Source organism: Dysgonomonas sp. GY75 (assembly GCF_015234155.1).
Taxonomy (GTDB): Bacteria; Bacteroidota; Bacteroidia; order Bacteroidales; family Dysgonomonadaceae; genus Dysgonomonas; species Dysgonomonas gadei.
The window spans coordinates 86619-99242 of the sequence record NZ_JADCLQ010000044.1 but is presented as its reverse complement, the minus strand read 5'-3'; the positions used below and the strand labels follow the sequence as shown (position 1 = coordinate 99242).

Below are 12624 nucleotides of genomic sequence, written 5' to 3'. Positions count from 1 at the left end.
TTATGAAAAAAACTTACACAATTTTACTCATGTTATTTTTCCTGAGTGCTTTTGCATATAATGCATCTGCGCAATTTGTTGTAGCTCAGGATACCATCAGGGGGAAGATCGACTTCAGCCCTCGTTTGGGAGACTTGAATAATACAACAATTGTACCTAACGATTCGGTGTTCTACATGTTTCCTCCAGTTCCGGAGGCAGACCCATGGCGTTATGTAGATTATTACCTCCCATCGAGAGATACTAAAAGGGGGTATATACAGGGTACTAAACTGATGCGGATAGATGATTATGATATCGTAGAGGTAGAAAGACTGTCGTCTCATGGAACAATTTTTTTTAAGAATGATAATGTAAGGGTTCATATAGTGGTAGCAAATGTAACGTCAAAAGATACTTCTGTTAAGCTTGGCAATAATGGAGGTTATACAGTAAACGGTAAGCCGGCTAAAGGGACTTCAAGATGGGCAGCTCCTAAATTACGCTACCAGTCTATATCGGTAACAATAAAAGGAAAAAATATTGTCTTCCCTAAAAAAGTTTATGAGCACCTGTTTGAGCCTGAAATTGATAACATGGTGGTATATTACAATGAGCCGAAAGATATTGTATATATCGTTGCAAATAATGGGAGTACAAATAATTATTATCAGGCCATGTGGCAAGTATCGCCGAGGGGTGTTGCTAATGTATATATATATGATCCCTCTTTAAAATAGATATCTGCCATATGTTGATGCATTTATACTAAAATAAAGGAAGTAAGACCTTTGCATATTTGCAAAATATATTTATCTTTGCATCCGCTTTGCGTAATCTCTGACGGGAGAGGCTCGTGTATATTGCGTATATTAACAAGAAAACCATCATATAATCATGGATTTAATTAAAGTCGCTGAAGAAGCATTTGCTACAGGAAAAGAGCATCCTAAATTTAAAAGCGGGGATACAGTAACCGTTGCTTACCGCATTAAAGAGGGTAACAAAGAACGTGTTCAGCAGTATCGCGGTGTAGTTATCAAAATTTCGGGACATGGTGAGAAGAAACGTTTCACAGTTCGCAAAATGTCTGATAACATTGGTGTAGAAAGAATTTTCCCTCTCGAATCTCCATTTATTGACAGCATTACTGTAAATAAAGTTGGTAAAGTTCGTCGTGCTAAGTTGTATTACCTACGTGGTCTTACAGGTAAAAAAGCCAGAATCAAAGAAAAAAGAGTTGCAAAGCAAGCTTAATTTCTTGTTCTGTCGGTTGCACGGAAAAAGATATAGGAGAGTCTGTCTACAAACAGGCTCTTTTTTTATTTCGGAACAATATTCCGGAAATTAATTATGGTTACTATCCTGATCCTGATTCTGTACTTGTCCTAAAATATTTTTATCTTTAACCTTTTATATTCCATTTCCAGAGGCCTTGATTTATGAAAATAAGAAAGATTTATTATTTGATTATAATTCTCTTAGTTACATTTGTTGCCAATATCAATTTCACTCTCGCTCAAAAGAAAAGTGAATATGTAAACCTTTTTATTGGAACAGCAGGGGATAATGGTCAGGTTGATCCTGCCGCATGCGTTCCTTACGGTATGGTGCGTATCTGTCCCGATTCCGACCCGAGGACACATGTCGGTTATGATTATGATGTAACTAAAATATCAGGGTTCTCTATCAATCGTATTTCGGGAATAGGATGCAGTGGAGCGGGAGGAAACTTAAGTGTACGGCCCGCCCTGAAAAAAGAAACATTGAATATAAATAAGAAGACAGAAACTGCTACGCCCGGTTATTATTCCGTGGTCTTGGATAATGGGGTGAAAACTGAATTCACAGCAACTAACAATGTCGCTTTCGAGCGGTTTTATTATCCATCAGACAAAGAGGCAAATCTGACATTGAATGTCGGAGCTTCTTTTACCAAGGTATTGGATGCGAAATATGAGATTATTTCAGATACCGAGATAGAAGGCTATATTCATGCCGGAAACACATGCGATCATGGCGCGTTTAAACTCTATTTTTATTTAACCACTAACAAGACATTTAGCTCAGTCTCAACAAGTGAATATGATACTGAATTACTATTTAAGAACACAGATGGGAAACCTGTTGAACTGCGAATAGCCATATCGCCGATAGATATTGCCACTGCAAAAGAAGAAAATGCCATAGCAGGTAAGCTCACTTTTGATAAAGCAAAGAAGCAGGCTGCCGATAGATGGGAAGATATCTTGTCGCGAGTGGATGTGAAGGGAGGAAGTACTGAGGATAAGACCTTGTTCTATACTTCTATTTACAGGACATTTCTTAGTCCGGCTAATACTACCTCCTCCGATAACAGATTTTTAGGTACCGATGGCACTATATACCCGAAAGAAGATTTCACGTATTACAGTTCATGGTCTATGTGGGATACATACCGTACAAAATTCCCCTTAATAACATTACTGGATACAAAATCAATGCGTGATATTGCAAATTCTTTATGCAAACTTTATGTTTATGGCAAAAAAGACTGGGCCACAAAATTTGAATCAACACCTACTGTACGTACCGAACATACAATCGCAGTCTTATTGGATGCATACAAGAAAGGTATACCCAATATTCATTTGGAAGAAGCATATGAAGGGATGAAAAAGGAAATGGATAATCTTCCGGCCAATCGTCCCGATCAAACACTCGAAAGTTGCATCGACTGGTGGGCAATGGCTCAGATAGCCGGAATATTGAGAAGGACTGGTGATGCAGAATATTATAACGAAAAAGCAAAAAATACATTTATACAGACATGGAATAAAGAATTCAAAAATATTGACGATTCTTATGTGAAAATGCGCAATAGCGGTCTCTATCAGGGAACTCGCTGGCAATATCGCTGGGCACTACCTCAATATCTGGACGAAATGATAGAAAGTGTAGGAGGAAAAGAAAAGTTGGAAGAACAGCTCGATTATTTCTTTGCTAATAACCTTTTCAATCAGGGTAATGAAGTCGGGATACATACTCCTTATATCTTCAATAGATTAGGGCAATATGCAAAGTCTCAGAAAGCAGTCCGGCGGATAATAAAAGAAGACCAGAATCATCTTTACGGAGGGAATGCCGAATACCCGGTCCCATATTATGGCAAGCCATTCAAGGCTGAACCTAAAGGTTTTATGCCCGAGATGGATGAAGATGATGGAACAATGAGTGCATGGTATGTATTTTCATCTATCGGTCTTTTTCCTCTCGTAATAGGGGAGCCTTGGTATGAAATCACATCACCGTTCTATGAGTCGGTGGTTATCCATCTGGATAATGGTAAAAAATTGAACATCAAAGTAAAGAATCGTAAATCGCCTGCGGATATAATCAGACAGGTAACATTTAACGGGAATATTATACCGGATTTCAGAATCAGCCACAATGATATTGTCAAAGGTGGTACACTGGAACTGGAGTATTAAAAATTAATACAGAATAAATTTATATGAGAGATTTTATCATATCAGAATCAAAAAATAAAGAGGCCGTTCTTGTAGGCCTTATTACACAATACCAGACCGAAGAACAGGTAAATGAATACCTCGATGAACTGGCATTCCTCGCCGAAACAGCAGGCATTATCCCTGTAAAAAACTTCACTCAGAAACTGGAGCATTCCAACCCTGTTACGTTTGTGGGAACCGGAAAGCTACAGGAGATAAAACAGTATATGGAAGACAACGAAATAGACCTCGTAATCTTCGACGATGAACTGTCTCCGAAACAGATTCGCAATATAGAAAAGGAGTTACAGGTGAAGATTCTGGATCGTACCAGCCTTATTCTGGATATTTTTGCCATGCGTGCACAGACCGCTTATGCAAAGACTCAGGTAGAACTGGCGCAATATCAATACCTGTTGCCCCGGCTTACCCGTATGTGGACTCACCTCGACCGTCAGCGAGGCGGAGGTGTGATGATGCGTGGGGTAGGGGAAACCCAGCTGGAAACCGACCGTCGTATCATTCTCAACAAGATCGCTTTACTGAAAGAAGAGTTGAAGAATATAGACAAACAGATGGCGTCACAGCGCAAGAACAGAGGTAAAATGGTGCGCGTTGCCCTTGTGGGATATACCAATGTGGGTAAATCTACCTTAATGAACCTGTTGAGTAAGTCTGAAGTTTTTGCAGAGAATAAACTGTTCGCCACATTGGATACAACAGTGCGCAAAGTGATTATCGACAATCTTCCGTTTCTGTTATCGGATACGGTAGGATTTATCCGTAAGTTGCCGACTCATTTGGTAGAATCTTTCAAATCTACACTGGACGAGGTTCGTGAAGCGGATTTGCTGGTTCATGTAGTGGATATTTCCCATCCAAACTTTGAAGAACAGATTGAGGTGGTGAATAAAACGCTTTTGGAGATAGACAAGGAAGAGAAACCTACTATTCTGGTATTTAACAAGGTGGATGCTTTTACCTACACGCCGAAAGATGAGGATGATCTGACGCCTGCCACAAAAGAGAATATATCTCTGGAAGAACTGGAGAAATCGTGGATGCACAAGTTGCATGATGACTGCATCTTTATCTCGGCAAAACAAAAGATCAATATTGATGAATTGAAAAAGAAAGTTTACGAACGGGTAAAAGCCATTCATATAGAGCGCTATCCGTATAATGATTTTCTTTTTCAGAAGTATGATGATGAAGCTAACGATGCGTAAGGTAGTTTCGTACATAAAAGAGTCATTAAATGCGTATTATCCCGAAAGTGAAATTTCGGGATTTACGCGTATTATAATAGAATATATCACAAAGATACCTTATCCGCAGGTGTTTATAGATCCGCCTGTTTCTACACCCGAATTACACAACCGGATAGATGTTATCCTGAAGCGGCTGAAGCAATACGAGCCTATACAGTATATCATAGGAGAAACTGAGTTTTTCGGATTGCCCTTTTCTGTGAACGAAAATGTACTTATTCCTCGCCCTGAAACAGAAGAGTTAGTTGAACTTATTCTCAACGAAAACAAAGGATCGGGATTGAGTCTATTAGATATCGGTACAGGCAGCGGAGCCATTGCTATTGCTTTGGCAAAAAATATGGATAGGGCTTCGGTTTCAGCATGGGATATTTCGTCTAAAGCATTGGATGTAGCTGTATTTAATTCAAAAGCAAACTCAACAGATATTTCGTTTGGCAGGGTAGATGTGCTGGGAGATTATCCCACAGATAAGAAATATGATATTATTGTCAGCAATCCGCCATATGTGTTGGAAAGTGAAAAGGAGCAAATGAAACAGAATGTGCTGGAATATGAACCCCACACAGCTCTCTTTGTACCCGACAATAACGCGCTCTTGTTCTATGAGCGGATAGTAGATATAGCGCTGAATTTATTAACTCCGGCCGGAAGGCTTTATTTTGAGATCAATCAGGCAAAAGGTGCAGAGACTGTAAAAATGCTTGAAGAAAAAGGCTTTACAGACGTTACTTTGTTCCAGGATTTAAGTAAGAAAGACCGGATGATAAGAGCTGAACTAAAATAATAAACCGAATGAAACTTTCCGAACCTCAAGCCCTCAATCGTGTAGCAGCCTATTGTTCCAAAGCGGAACGATGCGAGTTCGATGTGCGTAAGAAGCTTGTGGCATGGGAATTACCGGACGAAGCCATTAAACGGATACTTGACCGCCTAAAGAAGGAACGCTATCTTGATGATACCCGATTTGCAGGGAGTTTTATTAATGATAAGTTGAAATTCAATAAATGGGGAAAAACGAAAATCGTTTATGAACTAAGAAAACGGAATATCCCCGAATCGGTTTACAATCCGATATTGGAAGACCTGTCCGGCGATGAATTCGAAAAACAGCTGATGCATATCCTGACTATAAAAGCTAAATCGGTAAAAGCAAAGACAGAATATGAACGAAAGACAAAACTAATCCGTTTTGCTCTTGGCCGCGGGTTCTCTATGGATTTGGCAATCAGATGTGTGGACAAATTGCTCGGAGGTGATTATGAGGAATTTATTTCGTGATTTTCTTAATCTCTTTTTCCCTGACCTTTGTGTAGTCTGTAATCAAAGATTAAGCGAAGGTGAAGAGCACATATGTACCGATTGTTTACTATTATTACCCAGAACGAATTTTCATTTACAGCCTGATAACCGTCTTGAACAATTCTTTGCCGGACGGATACCATTCCAACAAATAGCGGCGTTCGCTTACTTTGTTAAAGGAGGAAGCATTCAAAGTATAATTCACGAACTGAAATATAAACGTAATCCGGAAATAGGGCGTTTTATCGGAGCGTTGTGCGGAGAGAATATCAAGGATAGTGCTTTCATTGCGGATATAGATTATCTGGTTCCCGTTCCCCTGCATCCCGGACGCCAGAAAGAAAGAGGGTACAATCAGTCTCTTGAGATTTGTAAAGGCATATCGGATATAACAGGCATTCCGATAGATGATAAAACTCTTATCCGGAAAGTAAATAATAAGTCTCAGACAAAGAATGCCCGCTTCGACAGATGGAAAAATGTAGAGGATATCTTCAGCCTGTCTGATACAGAAAATTTTGAAGGAAAACATATTTTGCTGGTAGATGATGTAATTACTACAGGTTCTACCCTCGAATCGTGTGCGAAAGAAGTCCTGAAATGTAAAGATTGCAGGATCAGTATTTATGCTGTGGGAACAGCAGGCTGACCGTTTCTTTCTAATCCATTTCTAATGTACCTGTAACCTATATCTAATATACCTCAAAGATGCGTCTAATCTTTGAGATATATCTTTGCAGCAAAGAATATCAGTTCCACCTAATGAAAAAATATTTATATTTATTGCTGCTTATTTTCAGTGGATTAAGCCTTTTTGCCCAAGAGGATAAATCAATAAAATTGACAGTTGGGGAGGTTGAGTCATTATTCCTGTCCAACAATCTTCAACTGATCGCAACCCGTTTCGATGTCGATATTGCAGATGCCGCTATAGCACAGGCAAAATTGTGGGACAATCCCAATTTATCTGTCAGTGACGTAAATTTATGGTCTACCCGGTCGCAACGGAATGGAGAAAGTGAAGTTATCCCCCCGTTGTTCGGATCGTTTGCAAAGAATACGGAATTCAGTATCGAACTCAGCCAATTGATTCAAACGGCAAATAAAAGATGGAAACTCGTTAATAGAGAAAAGGTTTCGAAGGAAATAGCATTGCAGGAATTTGAAGAGGTATTGCGGGGACTTAAAGTCGAACTGCGCAACTCTGTTTACGAAATACAATATTCGCAAGCGTATCTGGCTATATTGACAAATCAGCGGGAATCATTATCCCGGCTTATCGAATCGCATAAGAAGCAGGTGTCCCAGGGAAATATTGCTAAAAACGAATTACTCCGGCTACAGTCTTCCTTCCTTGAACTGGAGAATGAAATAAACGAAGTCCTGTCTGACCTGAACGAACAGCAAAAAACACTTAAAGTATTATTGAATGTAGATCCGTTTACAAATCTTGAGATAGAAGAGGATGGGATTCCTCAAAAAAGCCCCGATTCTATTTTGTTAGCCCGCTTAATGGAATTAGCCGAAGAATCGCGCCCCGATATGAAATTGTACAAGCTGCAAACACAATACCACGAAAAATCACTTGCCTACGAAAAATCGTTAAGAGTGCCCGATTTGACAATCAGTGCGAACTATGACCGGTATGGCGGAGTCTGGAAGGATTTTATAGGTTTTGGTGTCAGTGTAGACCTGCCTTTCTTCAACCGTAATCAGGGGAATATCAGGGCTGCGCGTATAAGTAGGGACCAAAGCCTGTATCTGGCCCGGCAACAACAGAATGTTATACAGCACGAAGTCGCTGCATCCTACAACAACTATGTTTATACTTATGCCTTCTATAAAAAGATAAACGATGACAGTCTGCTCCCTGAACTGGACAATATGCTCGATACATACACAAAGAACTTGCAGAACCGAAATATTAATATGCTCGAATATATAGACTTTATGGATGCATACAGAGCGAATAAGCAAACGGTGCTTACAGCTAGGAAAAAAGTAAGTATACAGTTTGAGGAACTACAATATACCGTTGGTACAGAAATAAGATAAAACTATGATAAAGAAGCAAATTAAGAAAGGACTGGGGATATTTTGTATCGTCTTACTATTTTCTTGTTCAGGGAAGACAGAAAGCGAGACAACTCCGGACAAGATAAATAAGGCCTTTTTACAAAACGTAAAAACAGTAAAGGCCGGACTGGATAATCAGAACGAAGAACTGGTATTAACCGGAAAGGTAGAATATGATCCTGATAAAGTGATCAACTATGTATCGCTCGTGAATGGAATCGCAGACCGTACCTATTTTTCACTGGGTGATAAAGTCCAGAAGGGGCAGACTCTGTTAGATATAAGAAGTTCCGACCTCAGTTCGTTACAGTCAGAATCTATTGTTTCGGAATCGGATGTGAAAATAGCTCAACGGGAACTCCAGACAGCTCAGTCGCTGTATGAAGACAACATGCTGTCGGAAAAGGAATTACTGGAAGCCCAGGCCCGGCTGAAGCAGGCGCAGGCGGCGTACAACAAAACCCAGAGTGATATCGCCGTACATGGCATAAATAAAGGTAATGGTACTTTTTCTATTAAGGCGCCGATGACCGGCTATATAGTAAATAAGAATGTATCCTCGGGCAGTACGGTGTCGACCGATAGCGAACCCCTGTTTACGGTAGCCGATCTCGGCACGGTATGGATAACAGCTAATGTATATGCCAGCAACCTCCTTTTTGTGAAAGAAGGGATGGAGGTAGCTATAACTACTCTTTCTTATCCGGGAGAGGTATTCTCCGGGAAGATAAATCAATTATCGCAGGTTTTTGACCCGGAAGAGAAAGTGTTGAAGGCAAGGATTATCATGCCAAATAAAGAAATGAAGTTTAAACCTCAGATGTCGGTTGTAATTAAATTGAAGAATGAGGCGCATGAGCAGTTTGTGTCTGTGCCCTCCGATGCTCTGGTTTTTGATGACGACCGTTACTTTGTGGTAGTGGAAGAATCTCCGGATAGTTTTAAGATAAGAGAAGTAAGCCTTCGCGGCCACAATAACAAGACGACATACATTGCATCCGGATTATCGGAAGGCGAGAATGTTGTCGTGAAAAATCAACTGCTGATATATTCAGGCCTTAAAGAGAATTAAATCATGCATAAGTTTGTAGAAAATATCATAGCATTTGCGCTTCGCAATCATATACTCATACTTTTCTTAACTACACTTTTATTTGTCGCGGGCATCGTTTGTTATATACATACCCCTATAGAAGCGTACCCAGATGTAACAAACACCCGCGTACGGATAATTACGCAATGGCCGGGAAGAAGCGCAGAAGAAGTAGAGAAGTTCGTAACCCTTCCTATTATGAAGGAAATGAACACCATTCCGCGAAAAACGGATGTACGCTCCACATCTTTATTCGGGTTGTCGGTAGTCACTGTTATTTTCGAAGACGGGGTGGATGATTTCTTTGCCCAGCAGTATTCATCCAACAGGATGCAGGATCTGGATCTGCCGGAGGGGACAGACCCTTCGATAGAACCGCCATCCGGTGCAACGGGTGAAATATACAGGTATGTGCTAAAAAGCGACCTGCCTATCCGGGAGGTAGCTGCCATAAACGAGTGGGTAGTGGAGCGGGAGTTGCTCTCTGTGCCCGGAGTAGCCAGTATAGCCAGTTTTGGCGGGGAAGAAAAGATGTTTGAGATAAAGGTAAATCCGGCAGAGCTGAATAATTATAATTTATCTCCCCTTGAGGTTTACGAAGCCGTGTCGAAGAGTAACATCAATGTCGGCGGAGACATTATTCAAAAAGGGAGTCAGGCTTATGTAGTCAGGGGGATCGGTTTGCTGGAGAGTGTGGAAGATATTGAAAATATACTGATTGAGGTAAAGGGTGGGACTCCTATCCGGGTGAAGCAGGTGGCAACAGTAGATGTTTCCTCCAAGCCCAGACTCGGGCAAGTCTGTCTGGACGACGAAGATGATGTGGTGCAGGGTATTGTAATTATGCTCAGAGGGCAAAATCCAAGTGAAGTGATCGGGCATCTGAAAGAGAAGATTACCGAGTTGAATGACCGCATATTACCTGAAAATGTGAAGATAGAGCCTTTCCTCGACCGTACTACTTTAGTGGATTCTACAGTGCATACAGTTATGAGAAATTTGCTGGAAGGGATTATCTTAGTTTCCATAGTTGTATTTGTATTTCTTTTCAACTGGCGTACAACTGTAATTGTAGCCACTGTGATTCCTCTATCGTTTTTGTTTGCTATCATTATGTTGCGGATACAGGGATTACCTGCTAACCTGATCTCGATGGGAGCGCTCGATTTTGGTTTATTGCTGGAGGGAACGCTCGTCATCGTAGAAATCATATTTGTAGCGATGGAGAAACGGTCGAAAGAGCTAGGGCAGCGCTTCACTAAAATATCGAAAAGCGGACTTATAAAGAAAAGCGCGGGGAGTGTGGCGTCCCACATCTTTTTTGCACAGGTTATCCTTGTAGTAGCATTATTTCCTATATTTTCGTTTCAGAAAGTAGAAGGCAAGATGTTCTCTCCATTGGCTTTCACGCTCGGGTATGCTCTATTGGGCTCTCTGATTCTTTCGCTTACTTATGTGCCGGTCATGTGTAAGATATTATTGAATAAACCGGTTGAGGAGAAAACGAATTTTATCAGCAGGTTTTTCACATCTGCCTTACATAAAGTGTATTTGTTCAGTTCCCGGTACCGCAAAGGCGCAATTATAACTTTCTGCCTGCTGTTAACTGTTTGTGTCGTTCGCATGTGTTTTTGGGGTACTGAGTTTATACCCAGTATGAATGAAGGAGCAATTTATATCCGTGCAACATTGCCAAATAGTGTAAATCTTGACGAATCGGTGCGGACCACCAAAGAAATGAAGCAAAAACTCCGCCGGTTCGATGAAATAGAATTTATCTTGTCGCAGACCGGCCGGCCTAACGACGGAACAGATGCCACAGGTTTTTTTAATATAGAATTCCATGCGCAGCTCAAACCGGAGAAAGAATGGAAGAGAAAAATCAAAAAGGATGAGCTGTTAGCCGAGATCAAGGATTCACTCGATATATATCCGGGTATCATACTGGCATTCAGCCAGCCGATTCAGGACAATGTAGAAGAATATGTGGCCGGAGTGAAAAGTTCTCTGGTGATTAAAATATTCGGTTCCGACCTTTCCCAGATGGAAGGTCTGGCCGACCAGACTGCCGCTGCTATAAAGAATGTGAGGGGTGTAGAGGATGTAAATGTTTTCAGGAGTGTAGGATTACCTGAGCTACAGATAAAGCTGGAAGAATCGCGGATGGCCCGTTATGCGGTATCTATGGCCGATGCGCAGGCCGTAGTGGAAATGGCTATCGGGGGGAAAGCCGCCACAACGTTTTATGAGGGCGAGCGTACATTTGATGTCCAGATACGTTTTCAGAAAGAGTACAGGGACAATGAAGATAAAATAGGAAATATTCTGATCCCGACAATGGATGGTAAGTATGTTCCGTTAAAAGAGATAGCCGATATCCTGTTTATTACAGGCCCGACGTTTATCTACCGTGAAGGCAGCAGCCGGTATGTGGGCATCGGATTCAGTATCCGTGACCGTGATTTAGGGTCTACCATTGCCGAAGCTCAGAAAAAAGTGAGTGAAAGTGTAACGCTTAAGACTGAAAACAAAATGGTCTGGGCCGGAGAATTTGAAAGCCAGCAACGGGCTACGGCAAGGTTGGCGGTTATCATTCCTGCGGTGTTGCTTCTTATCCTTTTCTTGCTCTACCTTAACTTTGGGACGGTCAAGGATACGCTTATCGCAGCAAGCGCCATTCCTTACGCCTTTATCGGAGGATTTATTTCTTTGTGGGTTACCGGCACGGTATTCGGTATATCGGCAGGGATAGGATTTATCATTCTGTTTGGTATTACGGCTATAGATAGTATATTATTGATTACCCTGATGAAAGCCCGTATGCAGCGTACCCGAAACCTGCGACTGGCAATCGACGATGCTGTGAAAAGCCGTATCAGGCCCGTACTGATGATTGCATTGATGGGTTCGATGGGGTTATTCCCTGCGGCTTTGTCACAGGGTATGGGCTCCGAGATTCAAAGACCGTTGGCAATAATGATAGTAGGAGGGATTCTTATTTGTATGATTTTATCCTTTACAGTTCTGCCACAGGTGTTCTATTTCGCATACAGGAGAGATAAGCGGCTAAAGGATAAATAATGAACGTGAATAATGTCAGGAATCTTTATCTATATATAAAGTTCTTTGAAAATATAGTGTGTTAAGTTTTTTAGTGTTTTAATAAGGTTTGAGACGAAAAAGGTAACAACAAAAAGGTGACATAATGTGTTACTTTTGTTACCTTTTTTTAGTTGTAACTAATCGTGCCCTATCCTGTTCTCGAAAGAGAAAAAAGAAGCAATGAAAAAAGTATGTAAAGCCTGTTACTTTTGTTACCTTTTATATAGTGTTCTTGGTGTAAATCTTTGTGTCCCTTGTGGTAAATAGTTTTAACCACCAAATACACAAAGGGCACAAAGGCTAAAAAGAC

General features: G+C 40.9%; 10 protein-coding genes. All 10 read left to right on the top strand.

Annotated elements, in window-relative coordinates; translation table 11 throughout:
• Positions 1–2 precede the first annotated feature (2 nt).
• The 10 genes from IR083_RS17030 (at position 3) to IR083_RS16985 (ending at position 12293) form a co-directional block, all read left to right on the top strand.
• On the top strand, positions 3–719 hold the full coding sequence (locus tag IR083_RS17030; protein WP_194225216.1) for a hypothetical protein: 717 nt from the start codon (positions 3–5) through the stop codon (positions 717–719).
• Positions 720–876: 157 nt separating this feature from the next.
• Positions 877–1236: a 50S ribosomal protein L19 gene (gene rplS / locus IR083_RS17025; protein WP_006800970.1), complete on the top strand. Its 360-nt coding sequence runs from the start codon at positions 877–879 to the stop codon at positions 1234–1236.
• 185 nt (positions 1237–1421) lie between these two features.
• The gene (locus IR083_RS17020; protein WP_194225215.1) at positions 1422–3449 is read left to right on the top strand and encodes a glycoside hydrolase domain-containing protein; all 2028 of its coding nucleotides are present in this window, start codon (positions 1422–1424) and stop codon (positions 3447–3449) included.
• A 23-nt stretch (positions 3450–3472) separates the two neighbouring features.
• On the top strand, positions 3473–4699 hold the full coding sequence (hflX, locus tag IR083_RS17015) for a GTPase HflX (RefSeq protein WP_006800972.1): 1227 nt from the start codon (positions 3473–3475) through the stop codon (positions 4697–4699).
• Complete coding sequence (gene prmC / locus IR083_RS17010; RefSeq protein ID WP_242052465.1) at positions 4674–5528, top strand: peptide chain release factor N(5)-glutamine methyltransferase; 855 nt, start codon at positions 4674–4676, stop codon at positions 5526–5528. The genes hflX and prmC overlap by 26 nt, the downstream gene beginning before the upstream one ends.
• Positions 5529–5536: 8 nt before the next feature.
• Positions 5537–6022, top strand: coding sequence for a regulatory protein RecX (locus tag IR083_RS17005; protein ID WP_006800974.1), 486 nt, complete (start codon positions 5537–5539; stop codon positions 6020–6022).
• Positions 6003–6692, top strand: a complete 690-nt coding sequence (locus IR083_RS17000) for a ComF family protein (protein ID WP_006800975.1) — start codon at positions 6003–6005, stop codon at positions 6690–6692. Before IR083_RS17005 ends, IR083_RS17000 begins: the two co-directional genes overlap by 20 nt.
• 113 nt (positions 6693–6805) lie before the next feature.
• Entirely contained in the window at positions 6806–8098 is a 1293-nt protein-coding gene (locus IR083_RS16995; protein WP_242052464.1) for a TolC family protein, read from the top strand.
• A 4-nt stretch (positions 8099–8102) separates the two neighbouring features.
• Positions 8103–9191, top strand: a complete 1089-nt coding sequence (locus IR083_RS16990) for an efflux RND transporter periplasmic adaptor subunit (RefSeq protein WP_194225213.1) — start codon at positions 8103–8105, stop codon at positions 9189–9191.
• A 3-nt stretch (positions 9192–9194) separates the two neighbouring features.
• Positions 9195–12293 (top strand): efflux RND transporter permease subunit, encoded by a 3099-nt coding sequence (locus tag IR083_RS16985; protein WP_194225212.1) that lies wholly within the window; start codon positions 9195–9197, stop codon positions 12291–12293.
• The last annotated feature ends 331 nt before the right edge of the window (positions 12294–12624 follow it).

What these genes read in the sequence shown, in the direction of transcription:
- IR083_RS17030 (WP_194225216.1), top strand. Translation starts at nt 3, where the DNA reads ATGAAAAAAACTTACACAATTTTACTCATGTTATTTTTCCTGAGTGCT.
- IR083_RS17020 (WP_194225215.1), top strand. Translation starts at nt 1,422, where the DNA reads ATGAAAATAAGAAAGATTTATTATTTGATTATAATTCTCTTAGTTACA.
- IR083_RS16990 (WP_194225213.1), top strand. Translation starts at nt 8,103, where the DNA reads ATGATAAAGAAGCAAATTAAGAAAGGACTGGGGATATTTTGTATCGTC.
- hflX (WP_006800972.1), top strand. Translation starts at nt 3,473, where the DNA reads ATGAGAGATTTTATCATATCAGAATCAAAAAATAAAGAGGCCGTTCTT.
- IR083_RS16995 (WP_242052464.1), top strand. Translation starts at nt 6,806, where the DNA reads ATGAAAAAATATTTATATTTATTGCTGCTTATTTTCAGTGGATTAAGC.
- rplS (WP_006800970.1), top strand. Translation starts at nt 877, where the DNA reads ATGGATTTAATTAAAGTCGCTGAAGAAGCATTTGCTACAGGAAAAGAG.
- IR083_RS16985 (WP_194225212.1), top strand. Translation starts at nt 9,195, where the DNA reads ATGCATAAGTTTGTAGAAAATATCATAGCATTTGCGCTTCGCAATCAT.
- IR083_RS17005 (WP_006800974.1), top strand. Translation starts at nt 5,537, where the DNA reads ATGAAACTTTCCGAACCTCAAGCCCTCAATCGTGTAGCAGCCTATTGT.
- IR083_RS17000 (WP_006800975.1), top strand. Translation starts at nt 6,003, where the DNA reads ATGAGGAATTTATTTCGTGATTTTCTTAATCTCTTTTTCCCTGACCTT.
- prmC (WP_242052465.1), top strand. Translation starts at nt 4,674, where the DNA reads ATGATGATGAAGCTAACGATGCGTAAGGTAGTTTCGTACATAAAAGAG.